Source organism: Psychromonas sp. MME2 (assembly GCF_040566515.1).
GTDB lineage: Bacteria > Pseudomonadota > Gammaproteobacteria > Enterobacterales > Psychromonadaceae > Psychromonas.
The window spans coordinates 136,871-160,305 of the sequence record NZ_JBEWXI010000007.1 but is presented as its reverse complement, the minus strand read 5'-3'; the positions used below and the strand labels follow the sequence as shown (position 1 = coordinate 160,305).

The 23,435-nt window shown below is 41.1% G+C and carries 23 protein-coding genes; 18 read left to right on the top strand and 5 right to left on the bottom strand.

From position 1 onward, the window contains the following. The first annotated feature begins 7 nt into the window (after positions 1 to 7). The 9 genes from nifD to AB1A03_RS07735 all read left to right on the top strand — a co-directional run bounded on the left by nifD (position 8) and on the right by AB1A03_RS07735 (position 8,609). Entirely contained in the window at positions 8 to 1,471 is a 1,464-nt protein-coding gene (gene nifD / locus AB1A03_RS07775) for a nitrogenase molybdenum-iron protein alpha chain (RefSeq protein ID WP_354624095.1), read from the top strand. A 100-nt stretch (positions 1,472 to 1,571) separates the two neighbouring features. Further along, positions 1,572 to 3,143, top strand: coding sequence for a nitrogenase molybdenum-iron protein subunit beta (nifK, locus tag AB1A03_RS07770; protein WP_354624094.1), 1,572 nt, complete (start codon positions 1,572 to 1,574; stop codon positions 3,141 to 3,143). 113 nt (positions 3,144 to 3,256) lie between these two features. Beyond that, complete coding sequence (nifT, locus tag AB1A03_RS07765) at positions 3,257 to 3,466, top strand: putative nitrogen fixation protein NifT (RefSeq protein WP_354624093.1); 210 nt, start codon at positions 3,257 to 3,259, stop codon at positions 3,464 to 3,466. 45 nt (positions 3,467 to 3,511) lie between these two features. Continuing rightward, a complete protein-coding gene (locus tag AB1A03_RS07760; protein ID WP_354624092.1) occupies positions 3,512 to 3,925 on the top strand; it encodes a NifB/NifX family molybdenum-iron cluster-binding protein in 414 nt (137 codons plus the stop codon). Positions 3,926 to 4,074: 149 nt separating this feature from the next. Then, entirely contained in the window at positions 4,075 to 5,442 is a 1,368-nt protein-coding gene (gene nifE, locus AB1A03_RS07755) for a nitrogenase iron-molybdenum cofactor biosynthesis protein NifE (protein WP_354624091.1), read from the top strand. A gap of 32 nt (positions 5,443 to 5,474) precedes the next feature. Continuing rightward, the gene (nifN, locus tag AB1A03_RS07750; protein ID WP_354624090.1) at positions 5,475 to 6,842 is read left to right on the top strand and encodes a nitrogenase iron-molybdenum cofactor biosynthesis protein NifN; all 1,368 of its coding nucleotides are present in this window, start codon (positions 5,475 to 5,477) and stop codon (positions 6,840 to 6,842) included. Position 6,843: 1 nt separating this feature from the next. After that, positions 6,844 to 7,293 carry a NifB/NifX family molybdenum-iron cluster-binding protein gene (locus tag AB1A03_RS07745; RefSeq protein ID WP_354624089.1) on the top strand — a complete coding sequence of 150 codons (450 nt, stop codon included), beginning with the start codon at positions 6,844 to 6,846 and terminating at the stop codon, positions 7,291 to 7,293. A 23-nt stretch (positions 7,294 to 7,316) separates the two neighbouring features. Then, on the top strand, positions 7,317 to 7,604 hold the full coding sequence (gene fdxB / locus AB1A03_RS07740) for a ferredoxin III, nif-specific (RefSeq protein ID WP_354624088.1): 288 nt from the start codon (positions 7,317 to 7,319) through the stop codon (positions 7,602 to 7,604). A 378-nt stretch (positions 7,605 to 7,982) separates the two neighbouring features. Then, on the top strand, positions 7,983 to 8,609 hold the full coding sequence (locus AB1A03_RS07735) for a hypothetical protein (RefSeq protein ID WP_354624087.1): 627 nt from the start codon (positions 7,983 to 7,985) through the stop codon (positions 8,607 to 8,609). A 79-nt stretch (positions 8,610 to 8,688) separates the two neighbouring features. Here AB1A03_RS07735 and nifA read toward each other — a convergent pair whose 3' ends face one another. After that, on the bottom strand, positions 8,689 to 10,281 hold the full coding sequence (gene nifA, locus AB1A03_RS07730) for a nif-specific transcriptional activator NifA (RefSeq protein ID WP_354624086.1): 1,593 nt from the start codon (positions 10,279 to 10,281) through the stop codon (positions 8,689 to 8,691). A 402-nt stretch (positions 10,282 to 10,683) separates the two neighbouring features. Between nifA and rsxA the strand changes: the two genes are divergently transcribed. From rsxA to AB1A03_RS07690, 8 genes are read left to right on the top strand one after another with little or no spacing between them, the layout of a single operon-like run. After that, complete coding sequence (rsxA, locus tag AB1A03_RS07725) at positions 10,684 to 11,259, top strand: electron transport complex subunit RsxA (protein WP_354624085.1); 576 nt, start codon at positions 10,684 to 10,686, stop codon at positions 11,257 to 11,259. 15 nt (positions 11,260 to 11,274) lie between these two features. After that, complete coding sequence (locus tag AB1A03_RS07720; protein ID WP_354624084.1) at positions 11,275 to 11,802, top strand: RnfABCDGE type electron transport complex subunit B; 528 nt, start codon at positions 11,275 to 11,277, stop codon at positions 11,800 to 11,802. 12 nt (positions 11,803 to 11,814) lie between these two features. Further along, positions 11,815 to 12,111 carry a hypothetical protein gene (locus tag AB1A03_RS07715; RefSeq protein WP_354624083.1) on the top strand — a complete coding sequence of 99 codons (297 nt, stop codon included), beginning with the start codon at positions 11,815 to 11,817 and terminating at the stop codon, positions 12,109 to 12,111. Then, on the top strand, positions 12,108 to 13,292 hold the full coding sequence (rsxC, locus tag AB1A03_RS07710) for an electron transport complex subunit RsxC (protein ID WP_354624081.1): 1,185 nt from the start codon (positions 12,108 to 12,110) through the stop codon (positions 13,290 to 13,292). The genes AB1A03_RS07715 and rsxC overlap by 4 nt, the downstream gene beginning before the upstream one ends. Position 13,293: 1 nt before the next feature. After that, positions 13,294 to 14,271 carry an RnfABCDGE type electron transport complex subunit D gene (locus tag AB1A03_RS07705; protein WP_354624080.1) on the top strand — a complete coding sequence of 326 codons (978 nt, stop codon included), beginning with the start codon at positions 13,294 to 13,296 and terminating at the stop codon, positions 14,269 to 14,271. Beyond that, a complete protein-coding gene (gene rsxG, locus AB1A03_RS07700; RefSeq protein WP_354624079.1) occupies positions 14,268 to 14,891 on the top strand; it encodes an electron transport complex subunit RsxG in 624 nt (207 codons plus the stop codon). Before AB1A03_RS07705 ends, rsxG begins: the two co-directional genes overlap by 4 nt. A 43-nt stretch (positions 14,892 to 14,934) precedes the next feature. Beyond that, entirely contained in the window at positions 14,935 to 15,624 is a 690-nt protein-coding gene (locus tag AB1A03_RS07695; protein WP_354624077.1) for an electron transport complex subunit E, read from the top strand. An 11-nt stretch (positions 15,625 to 15,635) separates the two neighbouring features. Beyond that, complete coding sequence (locus AB1A03_RS07690) at positions 15,636 to 15,893, top strand: RnfH family protein (protein ID WP_354624076.1); 258 nt, start codon at positions 15,636 to 15,638, stop codon at positions 15,891 to 15,893. A gap of 66 nt (positions 15,894 to 15,959) precedes the next feature. Here AB1A03_RS07690 and AB1A03_RS07685 read toward each other — a convergent pair whose 3' ends face one another. Beyond that, positions 15,960 to 17,513, bottom strand: a complete 1,554-nt coding sequence (locus tag AB1A03_RS07685; protein WP_354624075.1) for a sensor domain-containing diguanylate cyclase — start codon at positions 17,511 to 17,513, stop codon at positions 15,960 to 15,962. 236 nt (positions 17,514 to 17,749) lie between these two features. Here AB1A03_RS07685 and AB1A03_RS07680 point away from each other — a divergent pair, with 236 nt between their 5' ends. Then, complete coding sequence (locus AB1A03_RS07680; protein WP_354624074.1) at positions 17,750 to 19,690, top strand: methyl-accepting chemotaxis protein; 1,941 nt, start codon at positions 17,750 to 17,752, stop codon at positions 19,688 to 19,690. Positions 19,691 to 19,768: 78 nt separating this feature from the next. Here the strand turns inward: AB1A03_RS07680 and AB1A03_RS07675 are convergent, their stop codons facing one another. Genes AB1A03_RS07675 through AB1A03_RS07665 form a run of 3 tightly spaced genes read right to left on the bottom strand, consistent with a single transcriptional unit; the run spans position 19,769 to position 23,343 of the window. After that, on the bottom strand, positions 19,769 to 20,191 hold the full coding sequence (locus tag AB1A03_RS07675; RefSeq protein WP_354624073.1) for a methyltransferase: 423 nt from the start codon (positions 20,189 to 20,191) through the stop codon (positions 19,769 to 19,771). A 29-nt stretch (positions 20,192 to 20,220) separates the two neighbouring features. Then, entirely contained in the window at positions 20,221 to 20,967 is a 747-nt protein-coding gene (locus AB1A03_RS07670; protein WP_354624072.1) for a methyltransferase, read from the bottom strand. 54 nt (positions 20,968 to 21,021) lie between these two features. Further along, a complete protein-coding gene (locus AB1A03_RS07665) occupies positions 21,022 to 23,343 on the bottom strand; it encodes a bacteriohemerythrin (RefSeq protein WP_354624070.1) in 2,322 nt (773 codons plus the stop codon). Positions 23,344 to 23,435 lie beyond the last annotated feature (92 nt).

Here is a 23,435-nt window from a genome sequence, read left to right as displayed (position 1 = left end):
GGCTTTTATGACAAGCATTAAAGAGCAAAATGAAAAAATGATCCAGGAGGTCCTCGAGGTTTATCCCGAGAGTGCCAAGAAAGATCGTGCTAAACACTTAGGGACGAGCGATGCAAGTTGTGCAAGTAACTGTATTACCGCAAACCGCAAATCCCAACCCGGTGTAATGACTGCCCGAGGTTGTGCTTACGCGGGTTCGAAAGGGGTTGTCTTTGGTCCAATCAAAGACATGATCCATGTTAGCCATGGCCCCGTTGGTTGTGGTCAGTATTCACGAGCAGGACGTCGTAACTACTACACGGGTAAAACAGGCGTTAACAGCTTTGGTACGATGAACTTTACCTCTGATTTCCAAGAAAAAGATATCGTCTTTGGTGGTGATAAAAAACTAGCAATATTAATGGATGAGTTGGAAATGCTCTTCCCACTATCAAAAGGTATCTCCATCCAATCGGAGTGTCCAGTTGGTTTGATTGGTGATGATATAGAAGCCGTTGCGAAAGAGACACAAGCTAAAACAGGTAAGGTAGTGGTTCCTGTTCGCTGTGAAGGTTTCCGCGGTGTTTCTCAATCACTGGGTCACCACATCGCTAACGATGCGGTGCGTGACAAAATGATTGATAACCGTGAAAACGACGATAGCTTTGTCGGCACCCCTTACGATGTGGGTTTAATCGGTGATTACAATATCGGTGGAGATGCATGGTCAACCCGTTTATTACTCGAAGAGATTGGCTTACGCGTTGTATCACAATGGTCTGGAGACGGTACGTTGTCAGATGTAGAGTTGAACTGTAAAGCCAAACTTAATTTAGTGCACTGTTACCGTAGTGTTAACTACATCGCACGTCACATGGAAGAAAAATACAACATTCCATGGTTAGAGTTCAATTTCTTTGGCCCAACTAAAATAGCAACATCTTTGACTGAAATAGCTTCTAAATTTGATGAAACTATTCAAGAGAAAGCTAAACAAGTGATTGCGAAGTATGAAGCTCAGTGGCAAGCCGTTGTTGCTAAATACAAACCTCGCTTAGAAGGTAAAAAGGTCATGCTATATGTGGGTGGCTTACGTCCACGTCATGTGATCGGTGCCTATGAAGATCTGGGTATGGAAGTGGTGGGTACAGGCTACGAGTTCGGTCACAACGATGATTATGATCGTACGCAACCCGATGTTAAAGATGCCACTTTAATTTACGACGATGTGACGGGTTATGAGTTTGAAGAGTTTGTTAAGAAGATCCAACCTGATCTCATTGGCTCTGGTGTGAAAGAGAAATATATATTCCAAAAAATGGGAATTCCTTTCCGTCAAATGCACAGCTGGGATTATTCAGGCCCTTATCACGGTTACGATGGTTTCGATATCTTCGCCCGCGATATGGATATGACACTGAACAACCCATGTTGGAGCAAACTGACCGCCCCTTGGCTTGTCGATAAAGACGAGTTAAAGAAAAGCGCATAACTTCAGCTAACGTTAATGCGGTAGCAATCTAGGTTGCTACCGCGATAAATAAGCAAGATACCTGACTGTTCTTAGAACGGATGCAGGAGGAGAACAAAATATGAGTCAAACTATCGAAAATATTAAACCTGGGTATCCGTTATTTCAACAGCCGGAATACCAAGATCTGATGGCGAGAAAAAAAGCCCTGTCAGAAGAAGCCTATAGCGAAGAGAAAGTACAAGAAATCTTTGACTGGACAACAACCCTTGAATACCAAGAGTTAAACTTCTCTCGTACCGCGTTAACCGTTAACCCAGCGAAAGCATGTCAACCTCTAGGATCGGTACTTTGTGCTTTGGGTTTTGATAAAACATTACCTTATGTACATGGCTCTCAAGGTTGTGTTGCCTACTTCCGCAGCTACTTTAACCGCCACTTTAAAGAACCGATTGCCTGTGTATCGGATTCCATGACCGAAGATGCCGCTGTGTTTGGCGGTAACAAAAATATGGATGCGGGTTTAGCTAATGCCTACGCATTATATAAGCCAGGAATGGTTGCTATTTCAACCACCTGTATGGCCGAAGTTATTGGTGATGACCTTAACGCATTCATTGCCAATGCAAAAAAAGATGGCCATATTCCAACGGATATCCCAACACCCTTTGCCCATACACCAAGCTTTGTGGGTAGCCATATAACTGGCTGGGACGGTATGTTTGAAGGCTTCTGTAATAACTTTACCAAAGACAGCATGGATGACAAAGTTGTTGGCAGCAATAAAAAAATCAATTTAGTGACCGGTTTTGAAACCTATTTAGGTAACTACCGTATCTTACATACGATGATGAAAGAGATGGGTATTCCTTACAGCCTATTATCAGATCCAACGGAAGTACTTAGTACCCCTGCCGATGGTGAATACCGTATGTATGCGGGTGGTACAACAGCAGAGGAGATGAGCGATGCGCCGAATGCCATTGATACCCTATTACTGCAACCTTGGGGTTTAACTAAAACTAAAAAGATTGTTAAAGGGCTTTGGAAACAACCCGCCAGTGATATAAATGTGCCAATGGGTCTAGATTGGACTGATGAATTCCTGATGAAACTGAGTGAATTAACCGGTACACCGATTGCCGATTCCTTAACCAAAGAGCGTGGACGTCTGGTCGATATGATGACCGATAGCCATACTTGGTTACACGGCAAAAAATTTGGTATCTACGGCGATCCTGATTATCTACTTGGTATGGTTAAGTTCCTACTAGAGCTAGGTTGTGAACCAACGACTATTTTATGTCATAACGGTAGTAAAAAATGGGCTAAAAAAATGCAAGCTGTATTAGATGCAAGTCCCTATGGTGCTGATAGCAAGGTCTTTATCAATAAAGATTTATGGCACTTCCGTTCATTAATGTTCACCAACAAACCGGATTTCATGATTGGTAACTCTTACGCCAAATTCATTGAACGCGATACGTTGGCTAAAGGCCCTGAATTTAAAGTGCCACTGATCCGTCTTGGCTTCCCAATCTTTGATCGCCACCATCTACATAACCAAACCACTTGGGGCTATGAAGGTGCGATGCAAATTTTAACCACATTGGTCAATGAAATCTTAGCTAAATTAGATGAGAAAACCAGTGTCTACGGTGAAACTGATTTCGGTTTTGACTTAGTTCGCTAAAACGAATAAAGGTTGTGGGTTCCCTCAACCTTTGCTTTTAGCAAAGCAGCTTACATCTTCAGTAAGCTTTTTTGCTAAAAATAAAATATTCCCCATTAATCCAAGGAGTCACTATGCCAAATATTATGTTAAGAAAACAAGATGGGATCCTAACTGGCTACATCGCGAAAAAGGATCTCGAAGCACAGGTTACTTCACTCGAATTTGAAGAGGATGATAACTGGGGTGGAAAACTGACATTAAGTACGGGCGACAGCTTTTACTTTGCTCCCCTACCAGCAATACCAAACTTACCCATCACCATTAGAATGCGTCGCGGATAACCGTAGCCGTTATCAGCAATAATATTCAGTAGAGAGGATGCCAATATGACAACAGATACACCTAAACTCCAAATCGCGGTTGCCTCAACGGATGGACAAACCATTGATGGCCATTTTGGTTCCTGTGAGAAGTTTTATATTTACTCACTGGATGCACAACAAATCCAGCATATTGATATACGTAATGCAGAAGGTGGGCGTGGTAGTGAAAAAAATGCCTTTCGCGCACAAATTATTAAAGATTGTCAGCTTATGTTTTGTGCTTCCATTGGCGGCCCTGCTGCAGCAAAAGTGATCAATGCAGGTATTCATCCATTGAAAAGTAAAAATACCCCAGCCATTTTAGTGCAATTAACCGAACTACAACAGCGTGTGATTACGGGTGCTTTACCCCCTTGGTTAGCAAAATTGATGGGGCAACCAGATTTTTTAAATGAACGCTTTACGGCATTAGAATAACTAACAAGCTAAACATGTTGTGTAAGCTGTCAACCATTGTACTAAAAGCAACACAACACAAAGCTTAATTATCAATAGGTTACAAACGGAATGAATGTTGCAAAAGGATACTATGACAAAGATAACGGAAGTTATATCTAGGAGATCCTATGCGACAATCAGAGATTACTGAACTACAAAATGAACCAGCCTGTGAACACAATAAAAAAACAAAATCAGGCTGTGCTCCCGCCACGCCAGGGGCAACTGCAGGAGGCTGCTGCTTTGATGGTGCACAGATAACACTGCTTCCCCTTACCGATGTTGCCCACATAGTCCACGGCCCCGTTGGCTGTGCAGGCAGCTCTTGGGATAAACGCGGCACCCAAAGCTCTGGCCCTGAACTATTTCGATTAGGTTTTACAACGGACTTAAATGAACAGGATGTGATCATGGGGCGTGGCGAAAAACGCCTCTACCATTCCATTATACAAGTTGCCGAAAAACATCAACCCGCTGCCGTGTTCGTCTATAACACCTGCGTACCCGCCATGGAAGGCGATGATATTGCAGCGGTATGTAAAATGGCACAACTTAAAATTAACCTCCCCGTTATTGCCATTGATGCCGCTGGTTTCTATGGCAATAAAAACTTAGGTAATCGCATTGCAGGCGAGCTGATGGTGGATAAGGTCATTGGCACTGCCCACCCTGCACCAAAACCTGAGTTTAGCGATGGTATCGTGCACGATATCGCCCTCGTTGGTGAATATAATATTGCTGGTGAACTATGGCACATTCTCCCCTTACTAGATCAACTCGGCTTACGAGTTTTGGCGAATTTATCGGGAGACTGTCGCTTTAAAGAGTTACAAACCATGCATCATGCCGAAGCGCTGATGTTAGTTTGCTCCAGAGCACAGATTAACGTCGCACGAAAATTACAAGCAAAATACCAAATTCCTTGGTTTGAAGGCAGTTTCTACGGTATCCGCGACATGTGTGATGCATTACGCCAATTTGCCAAACTCATTAATGATCCATCGCTTACGCAGCGCACGGAACAATTAATAGAGCAAGAGCTTAACCAGCTTCAGCAAGCCCTCGCCCCCTATCGCGAAAAACTAACGGGCAAAAAAGCACTGCTTTACACTGGCGGCGTAAAATCATGGTCCATTGTTTCTGCCTTACAGGATCTTGGTATGCAGGTGGTTGCCAGCGGTACACGTAAAAGCACCGAAGAAGATAAGGCACGGATACGTGAATTAATGGGGCCAGATGCTATTTTACTGGATGAAACGAGTCCTCGAAACTTACTAGATGTCGCCTATCAATATAAAGCAGATGTGATGATTGCAGGTGGTCGCAATATGTACACAGCCTACAAAGCAAGAATGCCCTTTGTTGAAGTCAATCAAGAACGTGAGCATGCCTTTGCCGGGTTTACGGGCATGATAACACTGGCACAGCAACTCTGTTTAACCCTTGAAAGTCCTATTTGGGAACAGGCTCGAAGCCATGCCCCATGGATTCAATGAAATGGACTGTAGCAAAATTAGAGGAATAGAATATGGCACAAATAATCCCCAATAAAAAAGCACTCGCAGAACAACCTTTAAAGGTAGGACAACCACTCGGCGCAGCACTGGCATTTTTAGGCACAGATCAAGCGATGCCCCTGATGCATGCTGCACAGGGATGTAGTGCCTTCGCAAAAGTGTTTCTAATACAACATTTTCATGAGCCCATCCCGATGCAATCAACAGCAATGGATCCCATCTCAACGGTCATGGGATCTGATGAAAACCTAGTGCAAGCCTTTACCAATATCTGTAAAACACACCGGCCGAAACTGATTGGACTATTAACCTCAGGATTAACCGAAGCACAAGGCTGCGATATTGAACACGCGGTAAAAGTGTTTCAAGAGAGCCACCCCAACTATAAACATACCGCAATCATTCCGGTCAACACGCCCGATTTTTATGGATCATTAGAAACGGGTTATGCCAGTGCAGTTGAAGCGATGATCAAGCATCTTGTCCCAACTAAAGCGCCAAGCAGTGCTCGCCGTAAACGCATTAATATTTTAGCTAGCCACATGTTAACGCCAGCTGATGTGGATCTATTAAAGCAGTACGTTGAAGCGTTTGGCTTAACCCCGGTTGTCATTCCCGACCTCAGTTTATCTCTGGATGGTTTTTTAGCAACGCAGGACTTCAGCAGTCTTTCCCAAGGTGGTTGCACGGTAACGCAAATCAAGACCCTAGGACAAGGCTTAGCAACCATTGTTGTTGGGCGATCCCTAGAGCGAGCAGCAAATATGTTGTTAGAGCGTAGCCAAATACCTACGGAAATATTTCCCCATATTCATACGCTGGAACAAACCGATAGATTAATCATGCTATTAAGTAAAATTAGCGGTCGTAAAGTGCCCGATAGTATTACCCGTAGCCGCGGGCAACTCTGCGATGCTTTGATTGATAGCCATACACAATTAGGTGGAAAAACAGCGGCCTTAGCGATGGAAGCGGATCATTTAACCGCCTTTAGCGCGCTCTTTGCCAGCGTCAATATTACACCAAGCGTAGTGATAGCTCCCTGTAATCAACCACAACTCGCATCGCTTGCGGTGGATGAAGTGAAAATTGGAGATCTCTATGATCTACAACAACAGGCACAACAACATGATGTTGATCTACTGGTTTCCAACTCCCATGCCAATAGCATCGCCAAACAACTCAATATTCCACTACTGCGCGTTGGCATCCCCATCCACGACCATTTTGGCAGCTTTGCTAAAAGTTTTATTGGCTATGCAGGTATTCGAGCCACCCTCTTTGAATTAAGTAATCTATTACGTCACGAGGTACATAGTATTCCGGTATATCATTCGCGATTTAAACAAGATCTATCACAAATACAAGTGCAGGTATGATATGAAAGAGATGAGCCAAGATACCTTAAAAATAGCCTTTGCCAGTAGCAATCAAAGCCACTTAGACGAACACTTTGGTAGCTGTCAAAGTCTTTCTATTTATAGCGTTACTACAACTAGCTACGAACATGTTAATACACATTACTTAACCCAATACGAAGGCCATAACCTGCAAAAAATTGAAGATAGAGTGATAGCGTTAGAGGGTTGCTTTGCAGTCTATTGCCTCGCCTGTGGTAATCCAGTAAGGCAGAGATTATTAACAGAAGGGATTCGAGTGGTAGTGCGTCCACAAGTCGATTTAATTAGTGCGGTTATTGTCAGCATTCAAGCTAACTGGCCTGGAAAAATAGCAGAGCGGCAAGCTCGACAAATACAGAGAAAAAAAAACAGCCTGATTATTTTGAGAAACTCGCCGATAGTGAATGGCAATAGTATATACAGAGATTAATAATTCAAAAAAAGGAGAAAAAAATGGCATATATAACAGGGGTAACTCAATCGGGCGAAAGTTGGACACCTGAGTTTATTGTTAGTCTAGATCAAGCAAAATGTATCGGCTGCGGACGTTGCTATAACGTTTGCACTCGCGATGTCTTTGCACCCGAAGAGATTGAAATTGATGATGCTGATGAGGGAGATTACGATGATGATGTACGCATGGTGATGTCTGCAGCCAATAAAGCAAACTGTATTGGTTGTGGTGCATGTCTGAAAGCCTGTGCGCGAGGTTGTTTTGACCATGCCCCACAAACTATTTAACAAACATCATTCATAGACAGTCTTTATTAAGTGATGGTCGGTTAGTGTTGCGTTTCATGACCGTCACTTTCTTATACACTGTAATGGCAGGTAACAATTAATAAAAAAGCAACAAATCCCAACCTAAAAGCGCTACAAATTAATAAAAAATTCCATGACAACGCTATCTAACGGCACCACTAATCGACACTCTCACGCTATGCATTGACAAATAAACGTCGAAATATTTTACATAAAAAATCAAAAGGCTATTTACAATAAAATTTACTGCTTATAAATCAACATATTAATTTTTTGGTTCGGTTATTGCAACAAATCATTTACATGACTTTTAATTTTATTGCAAGCTTTTTATAGCTTATTACGGAGGAAAAAGTGATGAAAAAATGTAAACTCAACTTTTTGGCTCTATTAATTATATTAGTCAGCGCCATCAATATAAACGTTGCGACGGCTATTACTATTGATCCTGCGGCAAACAACGGAGGCTGCTGTTTCGGCGGTATGAGAGGATATTGGTTTGAAACCCCAATAGACTTAACCCTTAACAATGCTTGGCTGAACACAGCCAATGGCTTGTCAACTTCTTATAATTTAGAGGTTTTAGCATTGAATGTTACGCCACCTCTATTTACTAATTCAACGTCAAATTACTCAACCCTCGCTTCATTTAATAACTTAAATGGTGTAGCTGCACTTAATATTAGCTTCTCAGCAAATGATATTGTTGGATTATTAGCTTGGGATAATAATCTAGCTTTAACCCCCTATTCGGATCAGTCTTTACAAAATATTGGGGGTAATGCAATCACATTTAATCGTTTATTACGTCAAAATCTAACCCCAGGAGATCCGATATCAGATGAATTAAACTATCCTATTGGTGCGATTGGATTTACATATAATACCAACTCATTGTCAGTTTCAGAGCCTGAAATAATGTTATTACTAGGCTTAGCGATAGCTGCCGTTGGTTTTGCGAAAAGAAAAAGAGGTAACCATTAATTTACTTAATAAATTGCCCAGATAGACAAACACAAGGATAGATATTGCTTAGTCGATATCTATCCTTTCTTTTTACAGCCTATATACGACGCACATGGATATTCATGGTCTGAATTCGGTAGGCAATTTGCCTTGGTGTCATACCTAATAAACGAGCCGCTTTGGCTTGTACCCATCCAGACTGCTCAAGCGCGGAAATAACACGTTGTCGATCATCCTGATCACTATTTTCACTATTTAACTGCCCCATAGATGAATGCGATTTTGATGGAACGAAATGATTATCGGCTTGCACCGCACCAAAGGCTCGCATGGAGCTTTGATTGATCATAATGACATCTCTATCAATCAATCCCGATTCACTCATTACCGAGGCTCGCTCTAGGCAGTTTTCTAATTCACGAATATTCCCCGGCCAATTATGACTTGCTAGTAGGCGTATAGCCCCATCGCTGACTTTTAATATACGGTTTTGCATCTTCGCTAACTTAGCGACTAAAAAGCGAGATAATTCGGGTAAGTCATCGAGTCGATCACGTAGTGCTGGCAAATGGATTGGCATCACATTTAAGCGATAATATAAATCTTCGCGGAAAGTTCCATTAGCGACACCTTGCTCTAAAGGCTTATTGGTCGCAGCAATGATACGCACATCGACCTTGATCGTTTCTTGCCCACCAACACGTTCAAACTCGCCCTCCTGTAATACACGTAATAATTTAGCCTGAAAACTAGCGCTAATCTCCCCTATTTCATCTAAAAAAAGCGTCCCGCCATCGGCTAACTCAAAGCGACCTTTACGTGTTTTAACCGCGCCAGTAAAGGCTCCTTTTTCATGGCCAAACAGCTCACTTTCAAGCAAATTATCTGGTAATGCGGCACAGTTTAACTTAATAAATGGCGCGCTAGCACGTAATGAATTATAAGCAATCGCACCTGCAATCAACTCTTTCCCCGTACCACTTTCACCACGGATTAATACGGTCGTATTCCACTTAGCAACTTGAGAAATAGTCTCAAATATTTGTCTCATTATCGGGGTGCTACCGACAATAGATGCAAGCGCATCTGATTTTTTCGCATTACACTGTAAGCTATCGTTGCGATCTTGCAGAATCTGCTTCTCTTTTTGCACACGGTTTGAAAGCTTTAATGTCTGTAATATTAAATTCGCTACCATTTCTAAAAATCGTGTTTTAGCGGCCAACTCACTTAAATCGCTGCTCATGGGTTGTGCAACTAAGACCCCAGCACGATATTCTTTACTACCTAATGGAACACAAATTAAAGGCAAATCATAATCGTAGAGACTAAGCCTATCTAAAAATCGCGGGTCATTCGATACTTTAGCAATAACCTGTGTTTCGCCCCGCGCCTGTACCGTACCTAAAATACCTTCATTGGTACGGTATTTAATTCTTGCCGCATCTCGAATCACTTCTGGATTCGCACCATGCAAGGCTTGCACTAACATCCCTTGGCGATCATCGTCATAGAGCGTCACCATCCCAAATTGCATACCAGCAAGTTCATCCAAACATCCCAGCATCTGTTGTAAGGTTTGCTCCATATTCAGTGATAAACTCAAAATGACACTAATTTTATGCATTGCAACTAACTGCTGTTCAGCATCAAAGCGTTTTAGCACTTTACTATCTATCATATTTGTCATTGTGCTTCTCCTTCAGCAATAACATTTAAACGCTTAGGTCATTAGAGTAATAATCTGTAATAAAGACAACAATTTGTTCTAACTCCCACCAGCTAGTTAAGAAACAGCAATGGTCATACCAAAAAAAATTAGATATCTTAAAACCGCCTAAAATCAGATGAAGAATTGATCCACAACAAAAACAGATCAATTAATTCTAAAACCCTACGGCTAAAACAGGCCATTTTATTCCACCTCCAGCTCTAACTTGCCCATCTATCGTGCAAATCACAAATAAAAAACGCCACTTTAGTGCGTTTTTTAAATCGCTATTTGTTGGCATATTTATCGCAATATCGATAGTTAGTTATTAACACACCAATCAATTGATAGCGAAAATACCCGCTATTGAAGGAGAAAAAGATGAGTGATTATCTGCTGCTGCTATTGACCACTAGCTTAGTAAATAACGTCGTGCTCGCACAGTTTTTAGGATTATGTCCATTTATGGGGGTCTCAAACAAAGTTTCATCCGCATTTGGGATGGGGCTAGCCACGACCTTCGTCTTAACACTCTCCTGTAGCGTAGGATGGGTGTTAGAGCATTACTTGTTATTGCCCTTAGATTTAGGTTTTTTAAGGCTATTAAGCTTTATTTTAGTGATTGCCGTTTTAGTACAACTAACCGAGATGATGGTCGCCTACCAAAACCCAGAACTGCATAAAGTATTAGGTATATTTTTACCACTCATTACCACTAATTGCGCCGTACTTGGTGTCGCCCTATTAACCATTAAAGAGCAACTCGGTTTTATCGATGCCATTCTCTATGGCTTTGGATCATCATTAGGCTTTACCTTGGTCATCGTACTCTTTGCGGGGTTAAGAGAGCGTATGAGTTTGTGCCGTGTTCCACCCGCCATGGAAGGAGCACCAATTAGCTTTATTACTGCGGGTATTTTAGCTATGGCATTTTCGGGTTTTGCCGGACTGGCATAAAAGGGAGTTATCATCATGATCATAAGTATACTAACAATTCCACTATTAGCGCTCATTATGGGTTTATCACTGACATTAGCAGGGCGATATTTTGCTAAAGAACAGGATCCCTTAATTGACGCCATTAGTGAACTTTTACCTAACGGGCAATGTGGACAATGTGGTTATCCGGGATGCGCACAGGCAGCCATTGCCATGAGTGAGGGAAAATTAGGCCCAGACTGTTGCCCTCCAGGTGGGCAAGCACTAGCACAAAATCTATCAAAATTACTCGGTGTTCCTTTACAAAAAAGTAATCAAGCTAAAAGTCTGCCGCAGGTTGTCGAGATAGATCCAAGCGTCTGTGATGGCTGTACTCGCTGTTTTAAAAAATGTCCCTTTGATGCGATTGTCGGTGCTAACAAACAGTTGCATGGTGTCATAACCGATATCTGTACTGGCTGTGGCATGTGTGTATCGGCTTGCCCACAGGATGCTATCCAATATAAGACAGATCCTATTTTTAGTACTGGTTGGGCTTGGCCTAAACCGCAACATAGTTAACGAGGTGATACTATGATTTTTAGTAAATCATTAATACGCGGCGGAGTTCACCCGAATGGGAATAAACAGCTAAGTAATAATAGTGAAATTATTGCTATCGCGCCGCCTAAATATTTATACATCAACCTCAAGCAGCACACGGGTGCACCAGCAAAGGCAATCGTAAAAGTGGGTGATAAAGTCGTCAGTGGTCAACTTATTGCTAAGGGACAAGGAAGTAGTGCCAATATCCATGCACCACAGTCAGGCACGGTCATACAAATCGCGATGCATCGTGCCGCCATTGCCGGTGGTGGGAAGAGCAGATGATACATCTGCAATGTGATCCTGAAAATCAAACTGATTCAATCAAACTCGAACATGACGGTAAAACGGCTGAAGAATTAATTCAAATTATCGATGATGCGGGGATTGTTGGTATGGGGGGAGCGGTCTTTCCAACGGCAACAAAATTACGTTCATCCATCAACAAAAAAATAGATACTTTGCTGATCAATGGTTGTGAGTGTGAACCTTACCTAACCTGCGATGATAAAGTAATGTGCGAGCAAAGCACACAGATTATTGGAGGGATACGTCATCTGCTTACCATCACGGGTGCACCATTGGCTATTATTGGTATCGAAGATAATAAACCAGAGGCAATGCAAACCTTAATCGATGCTGCCAGTGAAGATGATAATATTCAGGTCAAAGCACTACCCACCCATTACCCAATGGGATCGGCTAAACAATTCATTCAAGCCCTATGTAAAGTCGAAGTACCCAAAGGTAAACGTTCCACCGATGTCGGAGTGGTGGTACAGAATGTAGCAACCTGCGCAGCTATCTACAATGCGGTGCGCTACGGCCGTCCACAAACTCATCGTGTTGTCACTATTAGTGGTGGAGCCCTTGAGCATCCAATGAATATTGAAGCGCCGATAGGTACCTTAATTTCAGAGTTGGTCGCCTACTGTGGTGGTTTAAAAGAGAGTGCCAGTCGTATCGTCATTGGCGGACCAATGATGGGGCACACTATCACCAATATGCATACCCCTATTATTAAAGGGACAAGTGGCGTGTTATTTCTCCAAGAGAGTGAACTCCCACAGTACAACACCAGTCCCTGTGTCAGTTGTGGGCGATGCGTTTCTGCCTGTCCGATGGGACTATTACCGAATGCGATGGCCGAATTAATTGAACATGATGATTTAGAAGCGGCAGTAAAACAGGGATTAAATAGCTGTTTATTATGTGGTTCATGCGCTTTTATCTGCCCGGCATCACTGCCACTTACGCAATACTTTTCCTATGCCAATGCTCAACTCTTACGACAAAAAAAGATGCAACAAAAAGCTCAACTCGCACGCCGCCTTAATCAACAACGTACGCTGCGCTTAGAAAAAGAAGCGTTACAAAAAGCAGCAGAAAAAGAAGCGAAAAAAGCAGCGAGAGGAGCGGCTAGACGCACTCGCCAACCTACAATCAGCATCAAGGAGGAGTCCTAACATGTCGACATTATTATTAAGTGCCCCGCATATTCATTCAGGGATGACAGTAAGCCGATTGATGCGCCAAGTTATTTGGGCAATGATGCCTGCTTTACTGTTTGGCATCTACCTATTCGGAGAACAAGCACTACTACTGGTTCTCGCCTCTATTATTTCAGCTTTACTCTGTGAATGGCTTTGCCAGAGAATCCAGCAGAAACCCATTGGTAATTTGCTGGATGGAAGTGCTTTAGTGACAACATTATTATTAGTGATGAGTTTACCTCCACATTTTCCATGGTATTTAGGGGCGATTGGTGCAGCGATTGCGGTGCTCTTAGGTAAACAGGTTTACGGTGGCCTAGGGCAAAATCTATTTAACCCTGCAATGCTTGCCCGTGTTGTCCTGTTGATATCTTTCCCCGTAGAGATGACAAGCTGGCCCGCGCCAGCCCCTGTTTTACCATTACTCCCAATATTCAGCGATATTGTTGATGGGTTTAGCGGAGCCACCCTATTAGGCTCGGTACTGGAAACGGGAAGCAGCCAAACGCATATTGGTTCGTTAGCCATGCTTTTTGGCGCCAGTAAAGGAAGTTTAGGTGAATCCCCCATTCTTTTACTTCTTGGTGGAGGATGGATGATCTATAAAAATGTCATTGATTGGCGTATCGCAATAAGCTTATTGATTGGCTGCCTTATTCCCTCAACCATTGCTTGGCTTATATCACCTGAAACAGTCTTACTACCCATCACACAACTCGCCAGTGGTGGATTAATGTTAGCCGCATTTTTTATCGCCACCGATCCTGTCACCAGTCCCACGTCTCCTAGAGGGCGTTACTATTATGGTTTAGGATGTGGCTTGTTAATCTTTTTAATACGTATTTTTGGTGCCTATCCCGAAGGTGTCGCTTTTGCCATTCTATTAATGAATGCCGTTAGCCCATTAATTGAAGGGGCTACAAGCCATAGAATATATGGAGAACAAAAATGAAACTAATCAGTGAAGAGTTAAAGCAAAGGATTGCCTACCCCGCCATATTGATGGGGTTAGTCTCGTTAATCGTCACATGCCTTCTAATGTTGACCAATGATTTAACGGCAGAGCCTATTGCACAACGACAACGTGAAGATCTAACCCTGCTGCTTAACCAAGTATTACCCGCTGATATTTATGATAATCAGCCACTCGATAAAAAATATGATGTCATGCTAAAAGGACAGAAGTACATTTTTTATCGCGCAAAATTACACAATAAGGTCAGTGCGATTATGTTATTTACAAAATCATCAGGTTACTCCGGTGATATATCGCTCATTGTTGCCATAAAAGCAGACGGAGAACTCAGTGGCGTTCGCGTATTAAGCCACACAGAAACCCCGGGGCTTGGCGACAAAATTGAACTGGCAAAATCAGATTGGATATTAAATTTCCGTGGTTTGTCGCTCCAAAACCCCAATAAAACAGGTTGGGCAGTGGCTAAAGATGGCGGTCAATTTGATGCATTCACAGGCGCTACCATTACACCGAGAGCAGTAGTTAAAGGTGTCTATGAAACACTCATGCTATTTAAAGATAATCAAGACTATTTTCTACAGAGTGATCAAATTTAGCCCAATAACCCGTCATCATGGCAATGACGAAATAGGAGATAATATGCAACAATATAACTATAAAGAGATATTAAAAAGCGGGCTCTGGGAAAATAATGTCGTTTTCGCGCAAATGTTAGCACTCTGCCCGCTGTTAGCTGTTACAAGTGGTGCAACTAATGGCCTTGGTTTAGGGCTGATCAGCACTGCGGTCATGGTACTATCCAGCTTTTTAATTTCACTCATTCGCTCACTTTTAACCCCACAGGTGCGTATTCCAATTTTTATTCTACTCATTGCCACCTTGGTGACCATTGCAGACTTAGCTATGAACGCTTGGCTACACGAATTGCATAAGGTATTGGGATTATTTATTCCACTTATTGTCACCAACTGCGCTATTTTAGGCCGAGCTGAATCCTATGCATCGAAAAATCCCTGCTTACCTTCTTTAGTTGATGGCCTAGCTACGGGATTAGGATTTACACTTGCATTGGTTGTGCTCGGTGGATGCCGAGAACTTATCGGTAGTGGTACTCTTTTTGCTAATGCCAGTTTACTGTTAGGTGATGCCTTTGCTGTTATTGAACTACACCCGCTGCCACAATACAAGGGGATGTTGTTGATGATTTTACCCTCTGGAGGCTTTATCATGCTCGGTTTCATCCTCTCACTCAAACGTATCGTAGAGCAGTGGTATAGCAACACAAGAATGGTCGCTGTTAAAGACCAACTTTCATGTAATGTTGAATAGGATCTTCTATTATGAAACTAAGTATCGCTTATGCCGCTGGTAGTGACAGTTTTTGGCAAGAACTTGAGTTAGCCGAGCCGATAACGCTCGCGCAAGCTATTGCGCAATCTAAATTTAATGCCGAATTTCCCAATATTGATGTTACCAAATTAAAAGTAGGTATTTTTGGTAAGGCCTGCCCAGCAAAACAGTTACTCAAAGAAGGCGATCGCGTTGAGATCTATCATCCAGTTATCGCCCAGTCGCACGATGATGATGACGATGACTAATGCAACATCCATTGCGTGATATTTTTATCACGCAATCAAGGGATTGCTGCGATAGTAGAGACGCGATTAGCCATCGAAGATAACACGGTTTTTACCCTCACATTTAGCCCGATAGAGTGCTGCATCCGCCTTTTCCAGTAAAGTATCGCCACTTTCCTCTTCTTTTTTATAGGCGACACCGACACTCACTGTACTGATCAACCCTTTCTCACGCCATTCAAATAAGGCAACACCTTGGCGAAACTCTTCTAACAAAAGATGAATTTTATTTCTGTCATTGATATTAAAAATCATCACAAACTCTTCGCCACCGTAACGACAAAACCAACCATACTCATAAAATAGAGATTGAGCCAATTTACACACTTTGAATAGCACGACATCTCCGACTTGGTGTCCATAGGTATCGTTCACTGTTTTAAAGTTATCTAAATCAAACATAACCAAGTAAAGTGGTTGCTGCTTACCTAGTTGAGCATGCAGCAGTTCATCAAAAAAACGTCGGTTATAAACACCCGTTAGCGGATCCAATAGTGTTTGCTGACGAATATGATTAAATTCACTAGTTGTCGCTGATAACTCACCATAAACAGGCATTAATTCTGGGATTAACTCCGAGGGTGACGAAGCCAAACCATCTCGACTCGCGCGAATGTGGTGAACTATTTCATTTACCATTCGCCGAAAATAGCGATAGCCAATCAAAGCCACAATCAAATAACAGATCGACGTTACGCCAACCACCAACATAATATTACTTGATACACGAGCAAATATTTTATGGATATTAATAGTCGGCAAAATAGTTAGTAGTATACCGTATTTTGGATCATGTTGATGATAGGCGATAAGTTGCTGCGTTCTATGATCCTCAAAAATACCACTATCACCTTGTATTTTGGACAGCCAATCTATTTCCTGCATATCCTTAAAAATAAGACTTTTATCTGGGTGTGCAAGTATCACTCCCTGTGCAGAGAGTAACATTTGATAGCCATGCTCAACACGCATATGAGAGCTGTTAAGTACTTTATCCAAGGGTTGTAACTTGGTATCAATGGCAAGAACGCCTACTTGTTTATTACCTGGCGCTAAAACTGCGCGAGCAAGCGTAACGATTAGCTCGTTACTTCCATAATTCATATAGGGTTCAGTCCAAACAACATGGTCTGGATTTTCACTAGCAAGTGTATACCAAGACCTAACCGTGGGATTGTAATTAATTAATGTTGATTCTGGTGGGGCAGGGTAAATGAGATAGTGACTCTGTTCATTGGCAAAATAGATGTTATTTAGCCCCATCAGATTTAAATATACTTGCCAATCCCGCTGGTATTGCTGTTTATGTAAAATATTAGCGCCAGCTAAATCTCGATAATCAACTCTTTTATATATTCGCTCAAAATTCTCCTCCAATGTATTAATATAGGGAGCGAGTACTGAGTGGTAGAGCTGATCATTCTGGCTAATAAGGTTTTCTTTATGTTCAAATAAAATTTCATGCTTCATATGCAGATAATAAATACTAGCAAGTATCAACATAGGAATAAAAAGCAAAACTAGTCCTAACCAAGTACGGGTAAGTAATGACCACTTTTTCCTACGTCTGTTTTTGAGCATATCACCTCTTTTTAATCAAAATAGAAAACAGCTGACTATAATGCAATTGGTATAATATTAGAATATATATAAATTTTATTGATAACGTAAAGGATATTTCCCCCCATATTAACAACAAATCTAAAATATTCCTGTATTTATTAATGATGCTCCCATTTTTAAAAAAATGAAATTCTACTTTTAAAACATCCTCTTTATTATAAGACTTATCAAAGACCGTCAAAAAGGCTTACTGAATGAGTAATAATGAAAAAAAATTTTCTGAAGGCGCTAGCCTTATTTCCATCACCAATTTACAAGGCATAATACAATACTGTAATAAAGATTTTATCGATATCAGTGGTTACTCTGAAAAAGAGCTGATTGGCTTTAATCATAATATGATTCGCCACCCTGATATGCCTAAGGCTGCATTTGCCGATTTATGGGCCACCATTAAAAATAATGAAGCGTGGCAAGGCATTGTCAAAAATCGCTGTAAAAATGGCGATTATTACTGGGTAAATGCCTATGTCACGCCCGTTTTTCAAGACGGCAAAAAAGTGGCTTATCAATCGGTCAGAAGCTGCCCTAGTCGAGATGAAATAACAAAAGCAGAAGCGTTATATGCAACCTTAAACACATCTCCTAATGCAACCATCCCCAAACCAAGCTTCATCAAAAGACTCTCACTAAAAAAACAGATAAACAGCCTACTAGCATTAACACTTATGGTGACGCTTTTTAATACATGGAATAGCGATGCACTATTAGACTTTAACCTCCCTTTTATAACCATGTTATTGTTTATCTTCGCTTCATTTTCGACCCTCTACTGGACTATTAACCATAAAGTGCTTACCCCTCTTGAGGAGATAATTGAAAAAATAAAACGTATTTCAGGTGGCGACTTAACGGAGAACATTACAAGTCACCTGCAAGATGAAATAGGTAACACCTTGATGTCGATTAAGCTTTTACAATGCAGACTAAAAGCGGTCATTGGCAGGTTCAATGAATCAACTCAAGAACTGACGCTTGCGATTGATGTTCTCTCTGATACTGGCTATCAAACCAAAACCAATATGAGCCGTCAACATGCTGAAATTGACTTGGTTGCAACGGCAATGCATGAGATGAGTGCAACCGTTGCTGAAATAGCTCAAAATACAACATTAACCTCTGAATTAGCGGCTACAGCAGACACAACCGCGCAGCAAGGGAAAGTACTGGTCGAATCTTCTCGTAATACCACTAAAGATTTAGCACAAAATATTTCACATGTATCCGTGACGGTTAACACCTTAGCCCAAGAGTGTGAGCGCATTAAACATATCACAGAAACGATCAGTGCAATTGCTAACCAAACCAATTTATTAGCATTAAATGCAGCGATAGAAGCCGCACGAGCAGGCGAGTTAGGACGAGGTTTCGCAGTTGTTGCCGACGAAGTAAGGGTACTCGCATCGAGAACGCAACAGGCAACCGTTGAAATTAAAGATATGATTGAAACGCTATATACCGGTAGCCGAACTGCGGTGACAACCATGGAACAAGGTTTAATCAGTGTTAATGAATCCGTCGATAAAATCCAACAAACCGAAGATTCGTTTAATCAAATCGCCAGTGCTGTCATTAATGTAAATGACATGAACACACAAATTGCAACGGCAGCTGAAGAGCAATCTTGTGTTGCCGAAGAGATGAATGCCAATGTTCAGTCTATTAGTAATCAGTCCTATAAAACAACCAATGATATAGAACAACTAGAACATAAAATAATGACATTAACAGATATGGCCACCGCTCTGAAACTCCAGTTACAACAATATAATACGGGTGAATCGGCCGTTACTTTTGACTTTGAAGGAGCCAAAAATGCCCATCTTGCATGGAAAGATAAGGTTAGAAAATTTTTACAAGGAGATAGTAGCATCATAACCAAAGCGCAAGCATGCTCCCATAAAGAGTGCCAGTTGGGTAAGTGGTATTACAGTGATGGCATGGAAAAATACAAAAATTCAATAGAATTTAAAAAAATAGAAGCGCCACACACAAGGTTGCATCAAATAATAAAAGAAATAATTGAGTTACATGAAGTCGGTAAATTACATGAAGCTGATTCGTTGTATTCAGAGCTAAGTAGCGCGTCCGATGAAATCGTTCTCCTATTAGATAAAACTCAACACTCTCTATAAAAATAGCGCGGCTATAACAAGCAACAAAATAGGATCTTGTAAACATCCTATTTTGTTGCAGCTATCTCATAGCAATCCCTAGCCTTTTCCACTCTCGTTCAGCAAGGTTTCCAAACAATGTTCTTTGATATTGTAGTAGGCTTTAATGTCTGCTATTTGCGCAACTATTTCACTATTTACCTTGCTGTTTTTTTGCGATTTTTTAACAGCCAAGATCATTTTATTTTTATTGGTATGTTCAAGGCTAATGAATTCAAATACCTTAGTTGTATAACCGTGTGCTTCTAAAAATAAGGCACGCAGTGAATCTGTCACCATCTCCGCTTGTTGCCCCATGTGCACACCATATTGTAACATCGGCTTAAATAGTTCAGGACTTTGCATCTGTGGACGAATTTGCTTATGACAGCAAGGCGAGCACATGATAATAGCGGCATTAGCACGAATCCCGTAATGAATCGCATAATCTGTGGCAATATCACAGGCATGTAAAGCTATCATTACATCGGTATGTTTAGGGGCGTGTGTTTTTACATCCCCACAGACGAAAGATAAGCCTTGATGATTAAGGTTAACGCTGTTTTATTACATAAATCGGCGAGGCCTTGGCGAAGTTCCACCCCAGTCACTTGTGCATCATTGTGTAACGTATGGCGTAAGTAATCGTGAATAGCAAAGGTTAAATAGCCTTTACCCGAACCAAAATCGACAACATTAATCCCTTCGTTTTTGGCAAGCGGTGACGTTTCTAAAGCTTGACTAAAAACTTCGATAAATTTATTAATTTGTTTCCATTTACGCGACATTGCAGGTATCAACTTACACTGCTTATCGGTTACACCGAGTTGCTGTAGAAATGGGCGGTTAATATCCACAAAACGATGCTTTTCACGGTCATGCAACTGCCCGTTTTTATCATTTATTTTGCTTTTGTGCTTAGTAATATGCGCTTTGCCTTTTTTACTTATATCGAGCTGAATGTCCATGGAAGATGTCGATAAATAGGCACTTTTAAAATCACTCTCTAATAAAGAGTTAATTAACCCAATAGCTTCATCGCTACTGTGATTCTTTGTAATATGATTGGTTTGATGCTGATAAAGAAATGAAAATACGGGTTTATTTTGTAATAAAATCGGTTTAATGGTAATACGCTGCAGGCTTTTATCGGCACCTCTGTATTTACTTAATACCATTTTCTTTAGACTATGACTTGCACAACTTTCAACGAGTAAAAGATTAAATTCATGGAGAGAGTTAGCGGCACTGTGAGTCATAGCTATTTCCGTAAAAGGTCAAAGAACAAAAATAGCGAGATTATAGCAGCTCTATCACTGTAATGTTGAATAATAGTGTACGAATTGTTGTTTTTTATTACTTAACAAATAGGCTTCAAAATCATTAATTGTAAGGGGTTTACTATACAAATATCCCTGATAGGATAAACACCCATTAGCGTATAGATAATTTCTTTGTTCGATAGTTTCAACCCCCTCTGCAATCACATCAAGTCCTAAGGCGCTAGCCATCAGAATTATCGTTTTAACAATCGATTGATCATTTATATTAGATTGTAACTCAGTAATAAATGAACGATCTATTTTTAAACGATTCAAAGGTAAACGTTTCAGATACTGAAGCGATGAGTATCCTGTCCCGAAATCATCTAAAGCAAATTTAATCCCCAACGCTTTTAGTTCCTGCATATTGTCAATAATTAGCTCCATATCATCAATAAGTATGCTTTCTGTCAGCTCAATTTTAAGTTGCCCTTGACCGATACCATAGGTATCAACGAGCTGTTTTACCTGCCCAACAAAGTTGGCCTGACGGAATTGTTTATAACTAACGTTAACAGCGAGTGTGAGATGACGGGTGTGGTCATTTTGTTGCCATCGTTGTAGCTGTTGACAAGCGGTTTCTAGCACCCATTCTCCAATCGGAATGATTAGCCCCTTTTTTTCGGCCATGGGAATAAAATTATCAGGGCTAATTAATCCCTCAATAGGATCATGCCAACGAATAAGAGCTTCAGCTCCGATTACTTGATCAAGGTCATCCATCTGCGGTTGATAATAAAGCTCAAATTGCTGCTCTTTAATTGCATTGCGAAGTTTTCTCTCAAGGTTAAAACGATTCGTTATTAACTGTTGCAATTGCGGTTCGTAAAAATACGCTGAATTTTTTCCTAATCGTTTGGCTTGATACATAGCAATATCAGCAAATTGCATTAGTTGTGAAACAGAAGTGGAACTATCATTAAAGAGCGTCACACCGATACTGGCACTACTATTAAATTGCTGTTTATGAATTTTGTATGGAATGGAGAGCGCACCGACAATTTTTTGCACGACAAGGCCAGCCTTTTCTATCGCTCGCGCTTCTATTTCATCTAATCCAGATAAAACAAAAACGAATTCATCGCCACCAATACGGGCAAGGGTATCCCCTTTACGAGTCAGCTGCTTGATACGTGTTGCCGCCTGTTGCAAGAGAATATCACCATAATCATGGCCGTAACTATCGTTCACTGTTTTGAAATCATCAAGATCGATAAAGAAAAGCGCATTATAATTTTTATTGCGCTCACTCTGCGCAATTAACTGATGTAGTCTATCCATCAGTAAACGGCGATTAGGTAAACTAGTAAGTGAATCATAGTAAGCAAGACGGGTGATTTTTTCTTCACTTGCTTTACGCTCAGTAATATCTTGTATAAAACCAGAAATTCGATCTACTGTCCCATCCGTTTGATATTTCAATTTACCGTTCGATGATATCCAACGCACGGCACCATCGCTAGGACGAATAATTTGATATTCGACACGGTGCTCCTTAGCTGTTTCAAAACACCTCTCAATAGAACTTAAAAAGGGTTGTTGAAACTCTTCCTTCATAATACTAAAAAGCGCTTCTTGGCTAGGGACTATCTCAGCTGTAAAGCCAAATAAATGTAAAATTTCAGAAGACCAATCATATTCAATGGTATTATCTTTATAACGTAGAAACCAACGACCAATCTGAGCGTAGTCCATTGCATTATGGAGACGACGTTCGCTCTTTGAGAGTTTATTAAGCGCCACATTTTTTGCTTTAATTTCGCGCATCATCCTCATCGTATTCACCGAGAGATTCTTATAGGAAGATAAAATCACATTAAGCGTATCTTTTGCCGTTAGATGTATTTGCTCTTCCGCCCACCTATTGGCTTCTTGCAAAGACTGACCAGATTTTACGGCGGTCACGAGAAATGCCATATGCTTATCATTCTCTAAAATATGCAATACAAGCCAACTGGTTAAAAAAGAGAACAACTCCTCAAGCCATTCATCTTCAGATAATGTGCCAAGTTCCGCTTTCAATGCATTGATACGCGAAATAAATTGGTTATGACTATCTCGGTGTTGCTGGATGTGGATAGAGTCAAGTAAGTGCTCACTCCAATATTTATCCTCAGTCTTAAAGTGATAGACAGCATAATCCAATAATTCATTGATGAATGTTTCTGGGGAAACCTGCAAGCGCTGCAACGTAATAATATTGGCAACCTTATTGAGCAACTCGACCAGTTTTTTGTGCTGATGGTCGATCTTGTCGATTCCAATATTGAAGTTATCACTCCAAGGAAAGATATCCACGTGCTGATCAATCATTTTATAACATCCTTTGTATTTATACGGTGATTAATATGAGTGCAGTCGAGTAAGGATATGATGCATTTCCCTAACACCAAGCCTCACAAAAA

What these genes read in the sequence shown, in the direction of transcription:
- nifD (WP_354624095.1), top strand. Translation starts at nt 8, where the DNA reads ATGACAAGCATTAAAGAGCAAAATGAAAAAATGATCCAGGAGGTCCTC.
- nifK (WP_354624094.1), top strand. Translation starts at nt 1,572, where the DNA reads ATGAGTCAAACTATCGAAAATATTAAACCTGGGTATCCGTTATTTCAA.
- nifT (WP_354624093.1), top strand. Translation starts at nt 3,257, where the DNA reads ATGCCAAATATTATGTTAAGAAAACAAGATGGGATCCTAACTGGCTAC.
- AB1A03_RS07760 (WP_354624092.1), top strand. Translation starts at nt 3,512, where the DNA reads ATGACAACAGATACACCTAAACTCCAAATCGCGGTTGCCTCAACGGAT.
- nifE (WP_354624091.1), top strand. Translation starts at nt 4,075, where the DNA reads ATGCGACAATCAGAGATTACTGAACTACAAAATGAACCAGCCTGTGAA.
- nifN (WP_354624090.1), top strand. Translation starts at nt 5,475, where the DNA reads ATGGCACAAATAATCCCCAATAAAAAAGCACTCGCAGAACAACCTTTA.
- AB1A03_RS07745 (WP_354624089.1), top strand. Translation starts at nt 6,844, where the DNA reads ATGAAAGAGATGAGCCAAGATACCTTAAAAATAGCCTTTGCCAGTAGC.
- fdxB (WP_354624088.1), top strand. Translation starts at nt 7,317, where the DNA reads ATGGCATATATAACAGGGGTAACTCAATCGGGCGAAAGTTGGACACCT.
- AB1A03_RS07735 (WP_354624087.1), top strand. Translation starts at nt 7,983, where the DNA reads ATGAAAAAATGTAAACTCAACTTTTTGGCTCTATTAATTATATTAGTC.
- nifA (WP_354624086.1), bottom strand. Translation starts at nt 10,281, where the DNA reads ATGACAAATATGATAGATAGTAAAGTGCTAAAACGCTTTGATGCTGAA.
- rsxA (WP_354624085.1), top strand. Translation starts at nt 10,684, where the DNA reads ATGAGTGATTATCTGCTGCTGCTATTGACCACTAGCTTAGTAAATAAC.
- AB1A03_RS07720 (WP_354624084.1), top strand. Translation starts at nt 11,275, where the DNA reads ATGATCATAAGTATACTAACAATTCCACTATTAGCGCTCATTATGGGT.
- AB1A03_RS07715 (WP_354624083.1), top strand. Translation starts at nt 11,815, where the DNA reads ATGATTTTTAGTAAATCATTAATACGCGGCGGAGTTCACCCGAATGGG.
- rsxC (WP_354624081.1), top strand. Translation starts at nt 12,108, where the DNA reads ATGATACATCTGCAATGTGATCCTGAAAATCAAACTGATTCAATCAAA.
- AB1A03_RS07705 (WP_354624080.1), top strand. Translation starts at nt 13,294, where the DNA reads ATGTCGACATTATTATTAAGTGCCCCGCATATTCATTCAGGGATGACA.
- rsxG (WP_354624079.1), top strand. Translation starts at nt 14,268, where the DNA reads ATGAAACTAATCAGTGAAGAGTTAAAGCAAAGGATTGCCTACCCCGCC.
- AB1A03_RS07695 (WP_354624077.1), top strand. Translation starts at nt 14,935, where the DNA reads ATGCAACAATATAACTATAAAGAGATATTAAAAAGCGGGCTCTGGGAA.
- AB1A03_RS07690 (WP_354624076.1), top strand. Translation starts at nt 15,636, where the DNA reads ATGAAACTAAGTATCGCTTATGCCGCTGGTAGTGACAGTTTTTGGCAA.
- AB1A03_RS07685 (WP_354624075.1), bottom strand. Translation starts at nt 17,513, where the DNA reads ATGCTCAAAAACAGACGTAGGAAAAAGTGGTCATTACTTACCCGTACT.
- AB1A03_RS07680 (WP_354624074.1), top strand. Translation starts at nt 17,750, where the DNA reads ATGAGTAATAATGAAAAAAAATTTTCTGAAGGCGCTAGCCTTATTTCC.
- AB1A03_RS07675 (WP_354624073.1), bottom strand. Translation starts at nt 20,191, where the DNA reads ATGATAGCTTTACATGCCTGTGATATTGCCACAGATTATGCGATTCAT.
- AB1A03_RS07670 (WP_354624072.1), bottom strand. Translation starts at nt 20,967, where the DNA reads ATGACTCACAGTGCCGCTAACTCTCTCCATGAATTTAATCTTTTACTC.
- AB1A03_RS07665 (WP_354624070.1), bottom strand. Translation starts at nt 23,343, where the DNA reads ATGATTGATCAGCACGTGGATATCTTTCCTTGGAGTGATAACTTCAAT.